The sequence below is a fragment of the Amycolatopsis samaneae genome (assembly GCF_039541975.1).
GTDB classification, from domain to species: domain Bacteria; phylum Actinomycetota; class Actinomycetes; order Mycobacteriales; family Pseudonocardiaceae; genus Amycolatopsis; species Amycolatopsis samaneae.
This window is the reverse complement of sequence record NZ_BAABHG010000006.1, coordinates 184,653-204,117: the sequence shown is the minus strand read 5'-3', so window position 1 is coordinate 204,117 and position 19,465 is coordinate 184,653. Positions and strand designations below refer to the sequence as shown.

General features: G+C 70.1%; 20 protein-coding genes. 10 read left to right on the top strand and 10 right to left on the bottom strand.

Features of this window, described 5'->3' with window-relative positions; genetic code table 11:
- Positions 1-11: 11 nt before the first annotated feature.
- From ABD987_RS17585 to ABD987_RS17575, 3 genes are read right to left on the bottom strand one after another with little or no spacing between them, the layout of a single operon-like run.
- A complete protein-coding gene (locus ABD987_RS17585; RefSeq protein WP_345394010.1) occupies positions 12-770 on the bottom strand; it encodes a LamB/YcsF family protein in 759 nt (252 codons plus the stop codon).
- Positions 770-1,564 (bottom strand): putative hydro-lyase, encoded by a 795-nt coding sequence (locus tag ABD987_RS17580; RefSeq protein ID WP_345394007.1) that lies wholly within the window; start codon positions 1,562-1,564, stop codon positions 770-772. The genes ABD987_RS17585 and ABD987_RS17580 overlap by 1 nt, the downstream gene beginning before the upstream one ends.
- 13 nt (positions 1,565-1,577) lie before the next feature.
- Positions 1,578-2,831 (bottom strand): MFS transporter, encoded by a 1,254-nt coding sequence (locus ABD987_RS17575; RefSeq protein ID WP_345394004.1) that lies wholly within the window; start codon positions 2,829-2,831, stop codon positions 1,578-1,580.
- Positions 2,832-2,982: 151 nt separating this feature from the next.
- On the opposite strand from ABD987_RS17575, the gene ABD987_RS17570 reads away from it, so the two are divergent.
- On the top strand, positions 2,983-3,711 hold the full coding sequence (locus ABD987_RS17570) for a GntR family transcriptional regulator (protein WP_345394001.1): 729 nt from the start codon (positions 2,983-2,985) through the stop codon (positions 3,709-3,711).
- A gap of 315 nt (positions 3,712-4,026) precedes the next feature.
- On the opposite strand, the gene ABD987_RS17565 is transcribed toward ABD987_RS17570, so the two are convergent.
- Positions 4,027-4,869 carry a glycoside hydrolase family 16 protein gene (locus ABD987_RS17565; RefSeq protein WP_378214085.1) on the bottom strand — a complete coding sequence of 281 codons (843 nt, stop codon included), beginning with the start codon at positions 4,867-4,869 and terminating at the stop codon, positions 4,027-4,029.
- Positions 4,870-5,183: 314 nt separating this feature from the next.
- Here ABD987_RS17565 and ABD987_RS17560 point away from each other — a divergent pair, with 314 nt between their 5' ends.
- Complete coding sequence (locus ABD987_RS17560) at positions 5,184-5,918, top strand: DUF2306 domain-containing protein (protein WP_345393998.1); 735 nt, start codon at positions 5,184-5,186, stop codon at positions 5,916-5,918.
- Here the strand turns inward: ABD987_RS17560 and ABD987_RS17555 are convergent.
- The gene (locus ABD987_RS17555; protein WP_345393995.1) at positions 5,863-7,041 is read right to left on the bottom strand and encodes an acyl-CoA dehydrogenase family protein; all 1,179 of its coding nucleotides are present in this window, start codon (positions 7,039-7,041) and stop codon (positions 5,863-5,865) included. The genes ABD987_RS17560 and ABD987_RS17555 overlap by 56 nt on opposite strands.
- A gap of 91 nt (positions 7,042-7,132) precedes the next feature.
- Positions 7,133-9,484, bottom strand: coding sequence for a bifunctional salicylyl-CoA 5-hydroxylase/oxidoreductase (locus ABD987_RS17550; RefSeq protein WP_345393992.1), 2,352 nt, complete (start codon positions 9,482-9,484; stop codon positions 7,133-7,135).
- A gap of 67 nt (positions 9,485-9,551) precedes the next feature.
- Between ABD987_RS17550 and ABD987_RS17545 the strand changes: the two genes are divergently transcribed.
- Complete coding sequence (locus tag ABD987_RS17545) at positions 9,552-9,953, top strand: RidA family protein (protein ID WP_345393989.1); 402 nt, start codon at positions 9,552-9,554, stop codon at positions 9,951-9,953.
- On the opposite strand, the gene ABD987_RS17540 is transcribed toward ABD987_RS17545, so the two are convergent.
- On the bottom strand, positions 9,937-10,794 hold the full coding sequence (locus ABD987_RS17540; RefSeq protein ID WP_345393986.1) for a PaaX family transcriptional regulator: 858 nt from the start codon (positions 10,792-10,794) through the stop codon (positions 9,937-9,939). The two genes, ABD987_RS17545 and ABD987_RS17540, sit on opposite strands and share 17 nt — an antisense overlap.
- Before the next feature lie 68 nt (positions 10,795-10,862).
- On the opposite strand from ABD987_RS17540, the gene ABD987_RS17535 reads away from it, so the two are divergent.
- From ABD987_RS17535 to ABD987_RS17525, 3 genes are read left to right on the top strand one after another with little or no spacing between them, the layout of a single operon-like run.
- Positions 10,863-11,546, top strand: a complete 684-nt coding sequence (locus ABD987_RS17535) for a GNAT family N-acetyltransferase (protein WP_345393983.1) — start codon at positions 10,863-10,865, stop codon at positions 11,544-11,546.
- A gap of 10 nt (positions 11,547-11,556) precedes the next feature.
- Positions 11,557-12,360 (top strand): hypothetical protein, encoded by an 804-nt coding sequence (locus ABD987_RS17530; RefSeq protein ID WP_345393980.1) that lies wholly within the window; start codon positions 11,557-11,559, stop codon positions 12,358-12,360.
- A 51-nt stretch (positions 12,361-12,411) separates the two neighbouring features.
- Entirely contained in the window at positions 12,412-12,780 is a 369-nt protein-coding gene (locus ABD987_RS17525; RefSeq protein ID WP_345393977.1) for a PLDc N-terminal domain-containing protein, read from the top strand.
- Positions 12,781-12,783: 3 nt separating this feature from the next.
- On the opposite strand, the gene ABD987_RS17520 is transcribed toward ABD987_RS17525, so the two are convergent.
- A complete protein-coding gene (locus tag ABD987_RS17520) occupies positions 12,784-13,251 on the bottom strand; it encodes a MarR family winged helix-turn-helix transcriptional regulator (protein WP_345393974.1) in 468 nt (155 codons plus the stop codon).
- A gap of 225 nt (positions 13,252-13,476) precedes the next feature.
- Here ABD987_RS17520 and ABD987_RS17515 point away from each other — a divergent pair, with 225 nt between their 5' ends.
- The gene (locus tag ABD987_RS17515; RefSeq protein ID WP_345393971.1) at positions 13,477-13,896 is read left to right on the top strand and encodes a nitroreductase family deazaflavin-dependent oxidoreductase; all 420 of its coding nucleotides are present in this window, start codon (positions 13,477-13,479) and stop codon (positions 13,894-13,896) included.
- Between the two features lie 51 nt (positions 13,897-13,947).
- Here ABD987_RS17515 and ABD987_RS17510 read toward each other — a convergent pair whose 3' ends face one another.
- Positions 13,948-15,294, bottom strand: a complete 1,347-nt coding sequence (locus ABD987_RS17510) for an FAD-binding oxidoreductase (RefSeq protein ID WP_345393968.1) — start codon at positions 15,292-15,294, stop codon at positions 13,948-13,950.
- A 95-nt stretch (positions 15,295-15,389) separates the two neighbouring features.
- Here ABD987_RS17510 and ABD987_RS17505 point away from each other — a divergent pair, with 95 nt between their 5' ends.
- The 3 genes from ABD987_RS17505 to ABD987_RS17495 all read left to right on the top strand — a co-directional run bounded on the left by ABD987_RS17505 (position 15,390) and on the right by ABD987_RS17495 (position 18,321).
- Complete coding sequence (locus ABD987_RS17505; protein WP_345393965.1) at positions 15,390-16,274, top strand: LysR family transcriptional regulator; 885 nt, start codon at positions 15,390-15,392, stop codon at positions 16,272-16,274.
- Positions 16,275-16,345: 71 nt separating this feature from the next.
- Positions 16,346-17,170: an oxygenase MpaB family protein gene (locus ABD987_RS17500; protein WP_345393962.1), complete on the top strand. Its 825-nt coding sequence runs from the start codon at positions 16,346-16,348 to the stop codon at positions 17,168-17,170.
- Between the two features lie 14 nt (positions 17,171-17,184).
- Positions 17,185-18,321, top strand: a complete 1,137-nt coding sequence (locus ABD987_RS17495; protein WP_345393959.1) for an acyl-CoA dehydrogenase family protein — start codon at positions 17,185-17,187, stop codon at positions 18,319-18,321.
- Here ABD987_RS17495 and ABD987_RS17490 read toward each other — a convergent pair.
- Positions 18,318-19,451, bottom strand: a complete 1,134-nt coding sequence (locus ABD987_RS17490; protein ID WP_345393956.1) for a citrate/2-methylcitrate synthase — start codon at positions 19,449-19,451, stop codon at positions 18,318-18,320. The genes ABD987_RS17495 and ABD987_RS17490 overlap by 4 nt on opposite strands.
- Positions 19,452-19,465: the final 14 nt, after the last annotated feature.

Genomic DNA, 19,465 nt, shown 5'->3' with positions numbered 1-19,465 from the left:
GGCCCGCCCGGTCATCCGGCCGGGACGAACGGCGCGGGCCTGATCCCGGCCGCGGTCAGTCCGTCCCGGATCCGCCTGGCCAGCTCCACCGCGCCCGGCGTGTCCCCGTGCACACACAGTGAATTCGGGTTCAGCGTGAGCACCTGTCCGTCCACAGCGGACACCGTGCCGGTGGCGGCCATGCCGACCGCGCGCTCGGCCACCGCCTCGGCCTCGTGCAGCACGGCGCCGGGCTCCCGGCGGGAGACGAGACGGCCTTCCGGGGTGTAGGCCCGGTCGGCGAACGCCTCGGCGTAGCTGGTGATCCCCGCCTTTTCCGCCTGTCGCCGCATTTCCGAGCCCGGCGGGCAGAGCAGCGCGAGGCCGGGCTCGTAGCGGCGCAGCGCCTCGACCACCGCGGCGGCCTGGTCCGGATCGACCGCCGCGGTGTTGTACAGCGCGCCGTGCGGTTTGACGTACCGGACGCGGCCACCGGCGGCGCGCGCGAACGCGCCGAGCGCGCCGATCTGGTACAGCACGTCGTCGGCGAGATCCTCGGGCGTGATGTCCAGCGCCCGCCTGCCGAACCCGGCCAGATCGCGGTAGCCGACGTGCGCGCCGATGGTCACGCCGCGCTCGACCGCGAGCGCGCACACGCGCCGCATCACCCCGGGATCCCCGGCGTGGAAACCACACGCGATGTTCGCGCTGGTGACGATGTCGAGCATCGCCTCGTCGTCGCCCATCCGCCAGGCGCCGAAACCCTCTCCGAGATCGCTGTTGAGATCCATCAGTCCACCCGATATTCGCTGTCGAGCCGGTCGGAAACGAACATGTGCCCCGGGGCGTGCGTGATCGCGAACGGTGGCCGCGACGCCATCAACGCCGCCTGCGGGGTCACCCCGCAGGCCCAGAACACGGGGACGTCGCCGGGTTCGGCGTCGACGGCGTCACCGAAGTCCGGCCGGTCGAGGTCCCCGATGCCGAGCGTACGCGGATCGCCGACGTGCACCGGCGCGCCGTGCACCGACGGCATCGCGCGGGTGATCCGGATCGCGTCGCCCACCCGCTCCTCCGGGATCCACCGCAGCGAAACCACCATCGGCCCGTGCAGCCGCCCGGCCGGTTCGCACTCGACGTCGGTGACGTACATGGCCACGTTGCGGCCCTGGTCGATGTGCCGCAGCGGAACGCCTTCCGCGGCCAGCATCGACTCGAAGGTGAAGCTGCAGCCGATCGAGAACGCCACCATGTCGCTGCGCCACATCCCGCAGGCGTCGGAAACCTCCCCGGACAGCACGCCGTTCTGCCAGATCCGGTAGCGCGGCAGATCGGTGCGCAGGTCGGCGCCCTCGGCGAGGCGGGTGCCCGGATCGCCGGGATCGCTCACGTCCAGCACCGGGCAGGCCTGCGGATTGCGCTGGCAGAACAGCAGGACGTCGTAGGCCCATTCCTCGGGGACGGCGATGAGGTTCGTCTGCGTGTAGCCGTGTGCCCAGCCCGCTGTCGTCCGTTCCGTGCCGGCGCGGAACACCGCGCGCGCCTCGGCCGCGGTCAACGTCGCGGGGTCGTCGTAGGTCGTCATCTCCGTGCACCTCCTAGGCGAGCAGTTCCCGGCCCCGGGTTTCGGGAAGGCCGAGCAGGGCGAGCGCGGCGACGACGTATCCCGCCGCGCCGAGCACGATGCCACCGCCCGCGCCCATGAGCCCGACGAGTCCGGGGAACACCGCGCCGACCGCGCGTCCGAAGTTGTAGGTGAAGCCCTGTCCGGTGCCGCGCAGCGCCGTCGGGTACAGCTCGGCGAGGAACGCGCCGAACCCGCTGAAGATCGCGGACATCGAGAACCCGAGCGGGAAACCGAGCACCAGCACGAGCCCGTTCGAGCCCGCCGGGATCTGGACGTAGGCGATGATCAGCGCCGCGGACAGCACCGAGAAGAGCAGGAAGGTTTTCTTGCGCCCCAACAGGTCCGTCAGGTATCCGCCGCAGACGTACCCGGCGAACGCGCCGCAGATGAGGAAGGCCAGGTAGCCGCCGGTGTTGACCACGCTGAGCCCGCGGGTGGTCTTGAGGTAGGCGGGCAACCAGGTGTTGAGCGTGTAGTAGCCGCCCTGGACGCCGGTGGCCAGCAGCGAGGCGAAGAGCGTGGTGCGCGCCAGGTCGCCCCGGAAGATCTTGAGCAGCGCGCCGCGTTCGCGGGTCCTGCTCCGGCGCTCGGCGGCCTGGGGCGCGTCCTCCACGCTCCGGCGCAGCCACAGCACCAGCAGCGCCGGGAGGACACCGGCCCAGAACATGACGCGCCAGGCCAGATCGGGCCCCGCGATGCTGAACACGACGGTGTAGACGATCACCGACAGACCCCAGCCGACCGCCCACGCGCTCTGCACGAACGCGACGGTCCGGCCGCGGTAGCGGGCCTGCGCGTACTCCGCGACCAGCGCGGCGCCCGCCGCCCACTCGCCGCCGAAACCGAGCCCCTGCAGGGCGCGGAACACCAGCAGCGTCTCGAAGTTCGGCGCGAACCCGCAGAGCACGGTGAAGATCGTGTACATCGCGATCGTGAGCTGGAGGGTGCGGACGCGGCCGATGCGGTCGGCCAGGATGCCCGCGCCGATGCCGCCGATCGCCGAGACGACCAGCGTCGTGGTGCTGAGCAGCCCGGCCTGGCCCGACGAGATGCCGAAGTAGGCGATGATCCCGGCGAGGCCCAGCGGCAGGGTCTGGTAGTCGAACGAGTCGAGCCCGTAGCCGCCGAACGCGCCGAAAAAAGCGCGCCTGCCCTTCGGGCCCAGCTCGCGTAACCAGGCGAAAGGTCGATCCTTCGTGGTGGGGTTGTCGGCGATCGCGTTCATCGGGACCTCGCAGGGTGAGTGCTCATCGTGGCATGGCTCACACTTTTCCGGGTGGCTTAGTCACTGTAAGGATCGTTCAACGATTCCACAAGACCCTGGTTCACATGTCCTCGTGTTTCATCGTTCTCGCGACTGAGCGTAGAATCGGTGCGTGACGATCGAGGACGGCGGCAGCCGGGATCTTGCGGCGGACCGGAGCCTGCTCGACCGCACGAGCACGGCCGAACGGGTCGCCGACGTGCTGCGCACCCGGATCGCCGAGGGGTACTTCCTGCCCGGCGCTCGCCTGTCCGAGCCGGACATCGGGACAGCGCTGGGGGTTTCCCGCAACACGCTGCGTGAGGCGTTCCGGCTGCTCACCCACGAGCGGCTGCTGAGTCACGAGCTCAACCGAGGCGTGTTCGTCCGGGAGCTGACCGAGGCCGACGTCATCGATCTCTACCGGGTCCGCAAGCTCATCGAGTGCTCGGCCGTCCGGCGGATCACCGAGAAGCCGCCGACGTTCGCCAGGCTGGCGCGGACGGTCGCCGACGGTGACGTGGCACGGGACAACGGCCGCTGGCAGGACCTTGGCACCGCGAACATCCGCTTCCACGCCGAACTGGCCGAGATCAGTGGCAGCGAGCGGATCAAGGAGCTGATGGAGGGGGTCTGCGCCGAGCTGCGGCTGGCCTTCCACATGATGGCCGACCCGCGCCGGTTCTACGAGCCCTACCTCAAGCGCAACCACCAGATCCTCGACCGCGTCGAGGCCGGCGACGGCGCCGGCGCGGAGGCGCTGCTCGAGGAGTACCTCGACGACGCCGAACAGCAACTCGTCGGCGCCTTCCGGGAGCGGGCCGCGCGGGCGGCGGCCGAAGCGGAGCGGACGAAGCAGTGAATGCGCTTTCCGGGACGTAGCCGGGGAAACCTCGGCGTGTCACGCGGGAAGTGCCCGAAGAGGCACGAAGTACGGAACGAGCGGGACGAACCCGGTCCGGAAGGGTGGCCGCGGCTCCGCGGCTGGTTAGCGTGACTATGGATCTGCCAAGAGGTCCGACCCACCGGCCGCCCTGCGTTTCGGACGCCCCCAGCGGAAACGCAGGGCCCCGGCCGGTGTGGCAGTCGCTTTCCGCGCCTGAACCACCCCACGAACTGTCCGAAGTGGACACCGGGGTGTCGGTCGTCCCGATGTCACCCCGATGTCCGTTCCGGGCTAGTTGTTCGCGGTGACGTGCACGTAGTCGACGACCAGTTGCTGCGGGAACTGGGTGCTGCCGTTCGGGTCACCCGGCCAGTAGCCGCCGACCGCGAGGTTCAGCAGCAGGTAGAAGGGGTGGTCGAAGACCCACTTGTTGCCGTGCACGTCGGCCGGGGTGCGGGTCTGGTAGACCTTCCCGTCCACCGACCAGCGGATCGAGCCGGGTGCCCAGTCGACGGCGTAGGTGTGGAAGTCGTCGGAGAAGTTGGGCCCGTTGTAGGGCGCGCCGACGCCCGCGGACCCCGAGTACCCCGGGCCGTGGATGGTGCCGTGCACGGTGTTCGGCTCGAACCCGACGTTCTCCATGATGTCGATCTCGCCGCAGTTCGGCCAGCCCGCGCTGCCGATGTCGCTGCCCAGCATCCAGAACGCGGGCCACATGCCCTGCCCGCGCGGTAGCTTCATCCGCGCCTCGAAGTGTCCGTAGGTCTGGGTGAATTTGCCTTGGGTGGCCAGCCGGGCCGAGGTGTACTCGCAGCGGCCGTACCAGCAGTTGTAGTTGCCGGGGTTCTCCTTGCGCGCGGTGATCACCAGGTGGCCCTGGCCGTCCAGCGCCGCGTTGTTCGTGCCGGAGGTGTACCACTGCCGCTCGTGGTTGTTGACGTTGTCGCCGGTCTCGAAATTCCACTTCGAGCCGTCGACACCGCCGCCCGCGGGACCGTTGAAATCGTCGGTGAACCCGGCCGCGGGCGCCCCTGACGCACTGGCCGGGAGCGCGGCCTGGCCGAGGGTGAGCAGGAGGCCCGCGGCCAGCGCGGCTGCCCAGCGCGGACGCGGGAGGGAGCGTGAGATGGACATCTTCGTCACCTCTCTGGGAGCAAAACCGAGGGTTTGTTGTGCTCGACAACAAAGTATGCATGCGAGCAACGGAGCGGGCAAGCACTTCGTTGCTCTTTCGCGAACAGGGCTGGACCGAGACACGCGGACGTCATCCGGGGTGACTCGGGAGGTTTCGTGATCACGGCGAACGCTACGGCGGGGGTACGACGATTTCGGTCTCGGTGGGGGCAGCCCTACCCGGAACCGGTGGCTCACCGCATGGCCCTGCCCTGGGCGCGCTCCCTAATCTCGGAAGGCAAACTCCTTGGCGGACAAGGGAAAGGTCTTGGGGGATGACGACCGGAACCGATTTCGACACCTCACCTGAACGCGTGATTCCAGAAGGACCGGTACCACGGCCGAAACGGTGGTGGCGACGGCCGTGGGTCGGTCCGCTCGCCGTGCTCGTCGCGGTGTTCCTCGCCTACTCGCTGCCGCCGTACCTGGCGATGGATCCGGCCCGGTCACGTGTCCCGGCACCGGCGGGATTCGCCGCGCACTACTGGTTTCTCGTCGCGCACGTCCTCTTCGGCACGGTCGCGATCGTCGGCGTCCTGCTCCAGATCTGGCCGTGGTTCCGCCGCACCCATCCGGTGGGGCATCGCCGTGTCGGCCGGGCCTACGTGTTCGCCGGGGCGATCCCGTCCGCGCTGATGGCGGGCACGATCGGCGCGATGAGCCCGTTCGGCCCGGTGACCGCGACGCTCGACGTCATCGCGGCGCTGCTGTGGTTCGGCTGCACCGTCGCCGGATGGAAGGCGGCGCGGGAACGTCGGTTCGGCGAGCACCGGAAGTGGATGATCCGCAGTTTCGCGCTGGCCATGAACACGCTGCTGACCAGGATCTACGGGCCGTTCGTGTTCATGGCGCTCGGCCCGTTGAAGGACACCAGGTTCGGCGGCAACGACCAGTGGTTCACCGACGTTTCGTCCGCGACCTCGGCCGCGCTGAGCTTCACCACGCTGCTGCTGGTCAGTCAGTGGTGGCTGGAGCGCCGACCCGCCCGGCGGCGAGCTCTCGCGCGATGATCGTCCGCTGGATTTCCGAGGCGCCCTCGTAGATCCTCGGCGCGCGGACGTCGCGGTAGAGGTGCTCCAGCAGGTGCCCCCGCCGCAGCGCCCGCGCGCCGTGCAGTTGGACGGCGGCATCGACGACGTACTGGGCGGCTTCGGTCGCGAAGAGCTTCGCCATCGCCGCGCGGCCGGCGAGGTTTCGTTCCCCGGCGTCGTAGGCGGCGGCCGCGGCGTGGACGAGCAGCCGCGCGGCCTCGGTGCGGGTGGCCATCTCGGCGAGCGTGTGCGCGACGGTTTGCTGCTGGATCAGGGGACCGCCGAAGGCGACCCGTTGCCCGGTGTGGTCGACGGCGGCCTCCAGCGCGGCCTGTGCCATCCCGACGGCGAACGCGCCGACACTGGGGCGGAACAGGTCCAGGGTCCGCATGGCGACGGCGAAACCGCGGTTCTCCTCGCCGAGCAGCTCGTCGCGATACACCGGGACGCCGTCGAAGCGCAGCGTTCCGATCGGATGCGGGCTGAGCAGTTCGAGGTGCTCGCCGGAGAGGCCGGGGCGGTCGGCGGGCACCAGGAACGCGCTCACCCCGCGTGCGCCGACATCCGGTGTGGTGCGGGCGAAAACGGTGTAGAAGTCGGCCTCCGGCGCGTTCGAGATCCACATCTTCTCGCCGGTCAGCCGCCAGCCGTCGCCGTCGGGTTCGGCCGCGAGCGACAGCGCGGCGGCGTCCGACCCGGCGTCCGGCTCGGTGAGCGCGAACGCCGCGACGGCGCGCCCGGCGGCGACCTCGGGCAGCCACTTCCGCACCTGCTCGTCACTGCCCGACTGCAACACCGGGTAGCTGCCGAGCCCCTGCAACGCCAGCGCGGTCTCGGCCTCGGTGCACTGCGTCGCCAGCGCCTCGCGCAGGATGCACAGGTCGGTCGCGGCGGCCTGGCGCGTCGGGTTCCCTTCGGACACACCGGGAAACAGCCGCGCGAGCAGGCCGAGTTTGCCCATGGCTTCGAGCAGCGGCCGGTTGACCGCACCGGCCGAACCATCCACACCGGACTCGGCGAGCGGGCGGAGGCGTTCCGCGCCGAGAACGCGGACTTCGGCGGCGAAGGCGCGTTGCGTGGCGTCGAGTGCGAAGGCGCTCATCGTGTCTCCTGCGTCATGCCGCGAACGGTCCGTGGTGCGGAGTCGGCGGCCACGGCGAAAGCGCCATGACTACGGCTGCGCGACGGGGAAATCATTGGTTCTCCTCCGGCCGCCAGCGGGCGTGTGCCGTGCCCGGTACCCCCGAGCGGACGAGTTCGAGCCGGGGTGGCGGCCCGTCCGTCCGGCCGCCCTGCGGTTTCCTGCTGCCCGCGGCGAACGGCTTCGGCCACGGGACACGGTAACCCTGCTCGGCCGCGGCGTGCAGTGTCCACTGTGGATCGTAGAGGTGGGTCCGGCCGAGTGCGCACAGGTCGGCGCGTCCGGCGAGAATCAGGGAATTCACGTCGTCGTAAGAGGAAATCGCGCCGACGGCGATGACGGCGATCGGATACCGGCCCCCGATTTCGTTGCGGATCCGATCGGCGTATGGTGTCTGGTAGCTCCTCCCGAACTTCGGCTTCTCCTCGCTGACCACCTGCCCGGTGGACACGTCGATCCCGTTGGCCCCACGTGCCGCGAAGGCACGGGCGATCTCGACCGCGTCCCCGGAGTTGTTGCCTCCTTCACACCAGTCCGTCGCCGAGATGCGTACGGTCATCGGCCGCTCCGCCGGCCAGACCGCGCGCACCGCGTCGAAGATCTCCAGTGGAAAGCGAAGCCGGTTCTCGAGCGAGCCGCCGTACTCGTCGGTGCGGTGATTGGTCAGTGGTGACAGGAAGGAGGACAGGAGGTAGCCATGAGCACAGTGCAGTTCGAGCAGGTCGAATCCGGCCTGCGCGGCGTGCCGGGCGGCGGTGACGAACTGGCCGCGGATCTCTGCGAGGTCGGCCGCCGTCAGTTCGCGAGGCGTCTGGTTCGTTGCGGTGTAAGGGATCGGGGAGGGCGCGCAGATCTCCCAGTTGCCTTCGGGCAGCGGCTGGTCGATGCCGTCCCACATGAGCCTCGTCGATCCCTTGCGCCCGGAGTGTCCCAGCTGGACGCCGATCTTCGCCGGGGTGTTCTCGTGCACGAAGCCGGTGACGCGGGCCCACGCGCGCTCCTGCTCCGCGGTGTAGAGCCCGGCGCAGCCGGGGGTGATCCGCCCCTCCGGGGAGACGCACACCATCTCGGTCATCACCAGTCCGGCGCCACCGAGTGCCTTGCCGCCGAGGTGGACGAGGTGGAAGTCGCCGGGGACACCGTCCTCGGCGGAGTACATGTCCATCGGCGAGACGACGACGCGGTTGGCCAGCTCCAGTTCGCCGATCCGGTAGGGCTGGAACATCGGCGGCGCGACGGGGGTGCCGAGCCGCCCGGCGAACCAGGTGTCGAGCTCCGCGGCGAACTCGGGATCGCGCAGCCGCAGGTTGTCGTAGGTGACCCGGCGGCTGCGGGTGAGCAGGTTGAACGCGAACTGCGGTGGTTCCTGATGGGTGTACTGGCCGAGGTTCTCGAACCATTCGAGGCTCGCCTGCGCGGCGCGCTGGGTGGAGGTGACCACCGGGCGCCGCTCGGCTTCGTACGCGGCGAGTGCTTCCTCCACAGTGGACTGTTCGTGCAGGCAGGCGGCGAGCGCGAGCGCGTCCTCCATGGCCAGCTTCGTGCCGGAGCCGATGGAGAAGTGCGCGGTGTGCGCGGCGTCGCCGAGCAGGACGACGTTGCCGTGCACCCAGCGCGCGCACCGGACCGTGCCGAACGTTCCCCACTTCGAGTTGTTGGCCAGCACCCGGTGGCCGTCGAGGACCTCCGCGCACAGCTCGCGGATCAGCTCGATCGACTTCTCGTCGCTCTCGCCCGGCGCGAGCGAGGTGGCGGCGATCGGGCCGAACGCGCGGCGCCAGACGTCGGAGTGCGTCTCGAGGATGAAGGTGCTCCCGTCGCGGCCGTACGGGTAGCCGTGGATCTGCATGATCCCGTGCGGGGTGTCGAGCACGTGGAACTTGAACGCGTCGAACACCAGGTCCGTGCCGAGCCAGATGTAGTGGCACTGCCGGGTTTCCACCTCGGGGCCGAAGGCGTCGGCGAACCGGCCGCGGACCGCGGAGTTGACGCCGTCCGCGGCCACGACGAGGTCGTAGTCCGTCCTCAGGGTGGCGGGATCCGGTGCGGGGATGCGGAAGAGCAGGTCGACGCCGAGCGCCGCACACCGTTCGCGCAGGATGCCCAGCAACCGTTTGCGGCTCATCGCGGCGAAGCCGTGCCCGCCCGAGGTGGTGACGGTGCCGCGGTAGTGGATGTCGATGTCGTCCCAGCGGGCGAACTCGGCACGCATGGCCTCGTGGATCACCGGGTCGGCGTGCTCGATCCCACCCAGTGTCTCGTCGGAGAAGACCACCCCGAAGCCGAAGGTGTCGTCGGGCGCGTTGCGTTCCCAGACGGTGATTTCGTGGCCGGGGTCGAGCTGCTTCGCCAGCGCGGCGAGGTAGAGCCCCGCCGGGCCGCCGCCGAGAACCGCGATACGCACGTCGACGAGGGTATGTCGCTGTGGATACGACCGTCAAGGAGGCGGAATATGTCGTAGGCTGGCCGTCATGGTCATCGAGCGCGTCAATCCGGCCGGACTCGGCCGTCCATCGGGGTTCTCGCACGCCGTCGTCGCGGAGGGCCGGTTCGTGTTCCTCGCCGGTCAGACGGCGCTGGACAAGGAGAACAAGATCGTCGGCGACACCGTCGTGGCGCAGTTCGAGCAGGCCCTGTCGAACCTGCTGACCGCGCTGCGCGAGGCCGGTGGCGAGCCCGAGCAGCTCTGCGCCGTCACGGTCTACATCGTCGACATGGACGACTACCGGGCAAACGCGCGCGAGATCGGCAAGGTCTGGCGCAGGCTGGCCGGGACGGAGTACCCGGCGATGGCGGGGATTGGTGTCGCGCGGCTGTGGGATGTCGAGGCCCTGGTGGAAGTGCAGGGTTACGCGGTCATTCCGGCCCGCTGACCGTGCGCGTGACGAACGCGCGCGCGGCGGTTTCCAGCCGGGCGCGCAGGGTGAAGAACAGGTCGCTCGCGCGCAGGCCCGGCCAGTCCGGGGGCAGGAGCTCGGCGGGGAGCCCGGGGTCGAGATAGGGCATCCGGCGCCAGCCGGTGAGCACGCGGACGTAGTCGGGGAAGGCCTCGTCCCCGGACACCGTGCGGCGGCGCTGCCAGCGGCGCAGCGTGGGCCCGTATTCGTCGAGGAAGGCGGTGTAGAGCTCGTCGAGCTGGGCGAGGTCCCACCATTCGCGGACCTTCGCGGTGAGCTCGCCGAAGGCGACGTGGTCGGCGTGGAACAGCTCGGCGTAGCCGGAAAGGCCCAGCTCGCCGAGGGTACGCGCGGTGACCTCGCGCAGCTGGGCCGGCGCGATCCAGACCCCGGAGGACACGGTGCCGAAGCCGAGGCGGGCCAGCTGGGTGCGCAGCAGGTGCCGTCGGTGGCGTTCGGCCTCGGGCACGGAGAACACCGCGAGTACCCAGCCGTCGTCGATCCTGGCGCGCTCACGGCGGAAGATGCGCTGGTCGCCCTCGCGCAGGATCGCGCGTCCGGTGCCGGACAGCTCGTAGCCGGCGGTCGACCCGTGGCGGACCGCCTCGAGGATGCCGCGCCGCTTGAGCCGGGAGATGGACGAGCGCACCGCGGGCTCGTCGACACCGAGCGCGGCGAGCAGTTCGATCAGCGAGGCGACCGAAAGCCAGTCGCCCTCGGTCTGCGAGTAGAGGCCGTACACCGTGACGATGAGCTGCCGGGGCTGCGCCGCGCGGCCCGCCCCGTCCAGCTCGGTTGCTTCCGGTACGACCGTCATCAGGTCACAATAACAATCGGGGCGCCGGGTTCGTTACCATTCCGGGGACGTGCTGCTAGGGGGAAGTCGTGTTCTTCGACCGGTTCACCCGCCGCGGGCGCCTGATGGCGAAGCGGACGTGTGACCCGAGCGGTCACGCCTTCGAGGTCGCCGGATTCCTGTTCCGGACACCGACGGCGTGGGAGTACGCCGCGGCCGTCGCCTGCGGCAGTGATCCGGACGCGCAGCGCTGGCTAGGCTGGCTGGACGAGTCGATCGTGGCCGAGCCGTTGCGTGCCGAGGCGTTGCGCGTGGTGCCGGGGACGGGGCCGGAGTGGGCCTCGCCGGATCCGCTGTCGGTCGACCTCGTCGCGATCGATCTCTCCGCCCGCCGGTGTGCCGGGCTGGTGAGCGTGCACAGCGGTGAGGACGGCGGTCCGGAGACCGGCGGCTATCTCGCGCCGGACTACCGCGGTCGCGGGGTCGGCCGGGTGCTGTTCACCGCCGGGATCCGGTTGGCGCACGAGCATCTCGGGGTGCGCCGGGTACGCGCGGGGGCCGAGATCGGCAACGTCGCGAGCGGTCGTTCGCTCGAAGCGGCGGGTCTCATCCGGGTAGCGGGCCCACCTTCGTACCGGCTTCCGAACGGCAGGGTGACCGAAGCGTGGTGGTACGAACACACCGGCCGGACGGCGCGGGCCTGTGCGGGACCGCCGGCCGGATGGCTGCGCGCGCGGCACGATTCGGCGGAGGCCGAAGCGTTCCCGGCCTAGCGTTCCCGGTATGCGAACTGTGACGACGCGGGCCGGGGTGTACGCGGTGCTGACCGATTCCGCGGCGGTGGTGCCGCCGGTGCCGGACGGCGATTCCGGTGGTGTGCGGTGGTTGCGGGCGGCCGTCGCCCGGTTCAGCAATGGTGACGCGCATGCCCGCCGACGGGCGCTCGTGTTGTCCGAACTCGTCGATATCGACGAGAAGTCTTTGTGTGACAAGGCTTTTGCCTGGACGCGGCGGATCGTGGCCGACGCGGGCCCGGTGCTGGACGTGATGACGGTGATCGCCAGGCGGGTGCCGGTCGGGGTGCTCGCCGAAGCGCTGGGGCTACCGGACGTTTCCGCGGACATCGCCGTGGTCGCGCGGGCCTATCATCCGCATGTCGAGCCGGGGCCGGCGGCGGAGGCCGCGCTCGCGCGGCTGGTCGAGGTCTGCGGCGGGGTCGCGGACGAGCACGCGGCGGCGCGGATCGGCCTGCTGATCCAGGCCTGCGACGCGACGGCGGGACTGGTCGCTTCGGCTCTGTTGAGCGGAAGTATCGCCGACGCGGAACCGCCGGTGCGGAGCACGCGCCGGGTGGTCGGTGGCGAGATCGTCGCGCTGGATCTGGCGGCCGCGAAACTCACCTTCGGCGCGGGCGCCAAGGAGTGTCCCGGTCGTGGGCACGCGGTCGCGCTGGTCATGGGAATTCTCGCGGCGTTACGCGGGTTCCGTGTCGTGCCAGGGGAAATCGGCTACGAGCCGAGTGTGAACATCCGCGTTCCGTTGTCACTTCCGATAAGCCGGGAAAGTTCTGTCGGTGGCCTGTGCTAAGACTTACCGCGGCGCCGGCGGAGGGTCCGGCGCGCTGGGAGGGTCTGTGCCGTGTGGTACTTCAATGGCTTGCTCGGATTCGTCACGCTGGGGCTGTGGATTTTCTGCGTGGTCGACGTCGTGGTGACCGACGAGTCGTCCTGCCGGAACCTGCCGAAGGGCCTGTGGCTGCTGTTGGTGCTGCTGGTTCCGCTGGTCGGTTCGATCATCTGGCTGGTGGCCGGGCGGCCGCAGCACGCCGGTCGGGCACGCGCGTCGCGTGGGCTTTTCGAACGGGAAGCACCCGCGTATCCCGAATACGATCGTCCGGGGCGGTTCGCGGCGACGGATCCGGCCGCGGACGAGGAATTCCTCCGGAAGTGCCGGGAACGAGCCGAGGCACAGCGCCGGGCGGCGCGGGAAAAGGGCGGGGACGCCTGAGCCTCACTCCGGCGGGCAACAGCCGGAGACGTCCTGTTCGTACGCGAGCAGGGTGTCGATCACGAGCTTGCGCTCGGCGGGGGACAGCGGCTCCAGCGCGCGTGTCCACGCGTGCGCGCCGCGCGCCAGCCAGGCGTCGACGGCGCAGCGCTTGTCCTCGGCGATGCTGACGATCGTGCGCCTGCGGTCGGCGGGGTCCTCGGTGCGGTCGAGCACGCCCTGACGGCTGAGGTCGCCGACCATGAGGCTGGCCGTGGTCGGTGCCAGTTCGAGTTTCCCGGCGAGTTCGGTGACCGTCGTCGGCCCGTCGAACAGGAGGTGACACAGCAGTGACAGGTGGCGCGGCGCGAGGGAGAGGTCGCTGAGCTCCTCCGGCACGGGCGTCCGCTTGGCACGGCCGATCAGGCGCGGCATGAGCAGCAGCAGCTGACGCACCCCGTCCTCGACGCTCGGTCCGGCCTCCGTAGACATGATCCCCTGGTCTCCTCGTTCGCATCCTTGACGTGCACTGAGCTTACCTGGGTGTACCGCGGCTCTCGGCATGATCAGAGTGGTCCCCGTCATGGCCCGCGTGTGACGTGCCGGGTTCGCGGAGTGACCTTCCGGGTGACACGACGTTGACAGGGATGGCGTGGCTCAGTAGTTTTGCTGGCAAAGCAAAATCATCTGTGCGGCGGCGTCCGCTGGGAGGCTTTGATGTCGGAGGAGATCCAGAACTTCAACCGGGGGATCGTCGAGGAGTTCCGGGCCAACGGCGGCAAGGTCGGCGGGATGTTCGAGGGTAAGGACCTGCTGCTGCTCACCACGACCGGGGCGAAGAGCGGCCAGGAGCGCGTCTCGCCGCTGGTCTACCACCGCGACGGCGAGCGGCTGGTCATCATCGCCTCCTACGGCGGAGCCGACAAGCATCCGGCCTGGTACCACAACATCGTGGCGAACCCGAAGGTCAGGATCGACCTCGGTGACGGTGCCTCCACCGAGGCCACCGCGGTCGTACACGCCGAGGGGGCGGAGCACGACCGGTTGTACGCCGAGGTGGCCGAGCGGATGCCGCAGTTCGCCGAGTACCAGCGGAAGACCAAGCGGATCATCCCGGTCGTCGTCCTGGAGAGGTGAGGGGGGCGGCCTCCGGCTTCCTGGGGGCGCCGGAGGCCGCCTTGTCACTTCTCAGCGGGGAAGGATGTTGTGGCTCAGCCGGAACGTGTTGGCCGGGTCGTACTTCGCCTTGAGCCCGGCGAGTTCGCGCAGGCCGGTCTCCCCGAACACCGCCGGTGCCTGCTCGTGCGGGTCGTGCTCGCCGTAGACGAAGGTGAGCAGTTTGCCGGTGCTCCACGGGCGCAGCGCGGTGAACAGCTTCCGGTGCGCCGCCCGGACCTCGTCCGCCGTCTCATCGTCCACGATGGACAGTGCGCGCACGGTGAACCGGGCGGCGTCGTTCCACCGGGTGTAGCCGCCGCCGAGCAGATCGACCAGCAGGACCGTCTCCACCGGCGCGTCCGGTCCGGCCAGTTCCAGGATGGTGTCGATCATCGGGTCGGTCAGCTCGCCGGTGGTCGTGTTGTCGCCGCGGTAGGCGTGCGGGTGCGGCGGTTCGCTGGCGATCGAGCCGGACTCGGTGAACGGCATCTCGGCGAGTGAGTCGATGAGCCGGGGGCCGATCGCGCGCAGCGGCTCGACGAGGCGTTCGCCCGCCGCCGCGTCCCCGAGGTAGGCGACCCGGATCTGCGCGATGTGCTTGCCGCGCAACGGTTCGGGCACCATCGGCAGGTCCGGCATGGGCACCATCGCGACCGAGGTGGTCACCTCGTCGGGCGCCGTGGCTGCCCAGTCGCGCCACCCGCGCAGGACGTCGCCGAGCTGGTCCGGCCCGAAGTAGAGGCCACCGCCGTAGAGCGTGGTCACCGGCACCAGGCCGAACTCCAGCGCGGTCACGATCCCGAAGTTGTCCCGGCCGCCGAGCAGTGCCCCGAACAGGTCCGGTTCGGTCTCCGCGGTGACGTGCCGGAGTTCGCCGTCGGCGGTCACCACGTCGAGTGCGCGGACCTGCTCGGCGGCCCGGCCGTACTTGCGGCCCAGCAGGCTGAAACCGCCGCCGAGGGTGTAGCCCACGACGCCGACGTCCGGGGCGGAACCGCTCAGCGGCGCCAGCCCGTGTTCGGCCGCCGCCGCGATGACCGCGCCCCAGTGCACACCGGCCTCGGCGCGGGCGGTCGAGCTCGCCGGGTCGATCTCGACGGCGGTCATCCGCCGGGTGCTGACGAGCACCCCGCCGTCGGCGCCGGTGACCAGCCCGTGCCCGGTGGACTGCACCACGACCGGCAGGCCGTGGGCCGCCGCGTACCGGACCGCAGCGGCGACGTCGTCGGCCTCGGTGGCGCCGACGACCACCGCCGGGCTGCTCGGCACGCCGGTCTGGAAGCCCGCGACCTCCTCGGCGTAGCCGTCCTGGCCTGGCTGGAATACCGGGCCGCGTACCTGCCCGGCCAGCGTCGTGATTTCCGAAACCCGCGTCATGACCCGCTCCTGTCGTTCCTCGTTCCCCTTCAGTTTCACGGCCGCAGGAGCAGAAGTCCAAGATCTGGTAAGTCTACGAACTATAATGAACGCTTATGGAACTCCATCAGCTCGAGTACTTCGTCGCGGTCGCCGAGGAGGAGAACTTCACCCGCGCCGCCGCGCGGATGCACGTCGCGCAGCCGGGGGTGAGCGCGCAGATCCGCAGGCTCGAACGGGAGCTCGGGCAACCGCTGCTCGACCGGTCCGGCCGGTCGGTACGGCTCACCGACGTCGGGCTGGCGGCGCTGCCGCACGCGCGGGCGGCGCTGGCCGCCGTCGCCGGGGTCCGCCAGGCCGTCGACGAACTCGCCGGGCTGGTCCGCGGTCAGGTCGCGCTCGGCATGGTGACCTCGCCGGGGCCGGTCCGGGTGCCGGAGCTGCTCGCGCTGTTCCACGAACGGCACCCGGCGGTCGAGATCACGCTGCGGGAAGGGAACTCGGATCTGCTGATCGAGTCGTTGCGGGACGGACGGCTCGACGTCGCGGTGGTCGGGATGGCCGGCGATCCGCCGGAGGGGATCGCGACGAAGGTAGTGCGGGAGGAGGACTTCGTGGCGGTCACCGGGCCGCGGGATCCGTTCGCCGGGCGGGCGCGGGTGACGGTCGACCAGCTGGCCGAGCGGTCGCTGATGAGCCTGCCGAAGGGCACCGGGCTGCGCACGGCGCTGGACACCGCGTTCGCCGCGCGGGGGCTCCGGCCGAAGATCACCTTCGAGGCGGGCGATCCGAATCTGCTGGCGCAGCTGGCCGCGCAGAACCTCGGGGTGGCGATCGTGCCGGAGTCGCTCGCCGCCTACTACGCGCCCCAGGTGCGCGCGCTGCGGATCACCGGTCCGGGCGTGCGGGGCTGCCTCGCGCTCGCGTGGCGCGCCGAGGGTCCGATCGCGCCGGCCGGCCGGGCGCTGATCGACTTCGCCAGGGAGACCCTGCCGCTGTAGCTACTCTTGACAGGGCGTCAACAAGGGCGTTAGCTGAGTCGTGTCCCGTAGTCCGTCAGGGAGGCGCATCGATGCGCACGACGACACGAACCGACGTACTCGACGACGCCGTAATCGGCGCCGCGGCGTTCCTCGCGGGCGGCGCCAACGTGATCATGCAGCTGTCCTGGCCCGAGGTCGGATACGGCGTGGTGGAAAGCCGGGTGGACAGCGGGAACCTGTTCAAGCGCCCGATGAAACGGACCCGGACGACCCTGAGCTATCTGGCGGTCGCGGCGCTCGGCAGCGAGGCGGACAAGGCGGCCTTCCGGCGGGGGGTCAACAAGGCGCACGCGCAGGTGCGCTCGACCGACGCGAGCCCGGTCCGGTACAACGCGTTCGACAAGGACCTGCAACTCTGGGTCGCCGCGTGTATCTACAAAGGATTCGAGGACAGCTACCGACTGCTCGTCGGCGTGCCGGACCGGGCGCTCGCGGAGGAGTTTTACCGCGCTTCGGCGACGTTCGGCACGACGCTGCAGGTGCCGGCCGAGCAGTGGCCGTCCGATTTGGACGCGTTCGAAAAGTACTGGCGGGACGGGCTGAAACGGGTGTCGATCGACGACACCGTGCGTGAACACCTGACCGCGATCGCGGAGCTGAGGTTCCAGCCGAAGCCGTTGAGTGTCCTCTTCGGACCGTTCGTTCGGTTCGTGACGATCGGTTTCCTGCCGCCCGAGTTCCGGGAGCAGATGCGGTTCTCGTGGTCGTCGCGTCAGCAGCGGCGGTTCGACCGGTTGATGGCGGTGATCGGCGCGGTGGTGCGGCAGTCGCCGAGGCCGGTACGGCAGTTCCCGTTCAACTTCTACCTCTGGGACGTCCGGATGCGGATCCGCACCGGGCGCCCGATCGTCTAGCCGAAGGGAAGGCCATGGCGTCGCGGTTGACCGAGGCACAGCAGGACTTCGTCTCCGCGATCGGCACGTTCTGCCGACGCGAAGTAGGGGATCGCGAGCGGCGCGCGAAACTCACCGAGCACGGTCCGCACAGCCGCGAGCTGTACCGCAGGCTCGCCGAACTCGGCTGGCTCGGCATCTCGCTGCCGGAGGAGTACGGCGGTTCCGGGCAGGGCATGGTCGATCTCGTGCTGTTCCTGGAGGAGACCGGGTACTGGCGGGCGCCGATCACCGGCTTCACCACGACGATCATCGTCGCCGCGGCGATCGAGAAATTCGGCTCCGCGGAACAGAAACGCGCGCTTCTCCCTGCGGTGGCGAACGGTTCGGTGCTCGCGATCTCGATGTCCGAACCGGGCGCCGGGTCCGACGTCGGCGCGCTGACCTGCCGGGCCGAGAAGCGGGACGGCTGCTGGGTCGTCAACGGACAGAAGACCTGGTGTTCCAACGCGCACATCGCTGAGCACATCCTGCTCGTCGCCCGGACCGATACCGGCGGTGGCAAGCACGACGGGCTCACCATGTTCGTCGTTCCTGCCGACGTCGCCGGGCTCACCATGCACAGCATCGACACCATGGGCGGCAAGGAGGTCAACGACCTCTACTTCACCGACTGCGCGCTGCCCGCCGACGCCGTCGTCGGAACCGAGGGCCAGGCGTGGGGCCAGCTCATGGCCGGGCTCAACCTGGAACGGATGATCCTCGCCGCGGTGATGCTCGGCACCGCGCGCCGCGCCTTCGACGACACGCTCGCCTACGTCAAGGAACGTAGGCAGTTCGACCGTCCTATCGGGACCTTCCAGGCGCTGCGGCACCGGCTCGCCGACCACGCCGTCGAGCTGGAGTGCACCCGGTTGCTGGTGCACGACGTCGCGGAGAAGATCGATGAGAAACCCGGGAAACTGTTCCCGCGCGAGGCGTCGATGGCGAAGCTGAAGGCGACCGAGTTCGCCAAGGCCATGGCGCTGGACGGGATGCAGATGCACGGCGGCTACGGGTACGCGACGGAGTACGGCATGGAAGCACTGCTGCGCGCGACCGTGGTGTCCACTGTGTACGGTGGGACGAGCGAGATCCAGCGGGACATCATCGGCAAGACCTACGGTCTCTAGGGCAGTGGTCCGGTGTAGCGGGCCGCCGGGCGGATGATCTTGCCCTCCCCGGCCTGCTCCAGCACGTTCGCGCACCAGCCGAGCACCCTGCTGACGGCGAAGGTCGGGGTGAACATGCTGCGCGGCACCCCGCACAGCTCCATCACCACCCCGGCGTAGAACTCCACATTGGTGTAGAGCTCGCGGCCCGGTTTCAGTTCGGCGAGGATCTGCACCACGCGTCGCTCCACCGTGGTCGCGAAGTCCACCAGCGGCCCGCCGAGACCGACGGCGATTTCGCGCAGCAGCAGGGATCGCGGGTCGTCGGTGCGGTAGACGGCGTGCCCGAAGCCCATGATCCGGTCGCCGGAGGCCACCTTCGCGCGCGCCCATTCGTCGATCCGGTCCGGCGTGCCGATCTCGTCGAGGCTGGCCAGCGCCCGGTCGGGTGCCCCGCCGTGCAGCGGTCCGGAGAACGCGCCGATCGCCGCGGTCACCGCCGAAACCAGGTCAGCCCCGGAGGAGGCGACGACACGCGCGGTGAACGTGGAGTTGTTGAAGCCGTGGTCGATCGTGGCGATCAGGTACCGCTCGATCGCCTCGACGTGCGCGGGAGCGGGGACCTCGCCGGTGAGCTGGTACAGCCAGTTCGCCGCGGTGGACAGCTCGGCGCGCGGGCGCACCGGCTCCCGGCCGGAGCGCAACCGGTGCAGTGCCGCGAGGATCGTCGGCGTCACCGCGCACACCAGCAGCGCGTCGGCCTTGCGTCGCACCGGATCGACGTCCCACAGCGCCGGGAGTTCCCGGACGGCGCCGAGCAGCGACAGCGCCGTGCGCAGGCCCGCCATGGGCTGGAACCGCCCGCCCGCGCGCGCGATCGCGGGCAGCACGGCCCGCAGTTCGTCGGGAATTTCCCGCAGTGACGCGACTTCCTCGGTGAAGCGGGCGCGTTCGTCGGCGTCCGGGAGCCGTCCTTCGTGGAACAGGAACCACACGTCCTCGAACGAGCGGGCCCGCGCCAGTTCGATCGCCGAGTGCTCGCGGTAGTGGTAGAAGCCCTCGTCGCCGCGGACGTCCCCGATCCCGGTCGAGGTCACGACGACACCCCGAAGGCCGGGCGGCACGGCCCCGGCATCACTGGTCACTGCCATGACTCCCACTTTCG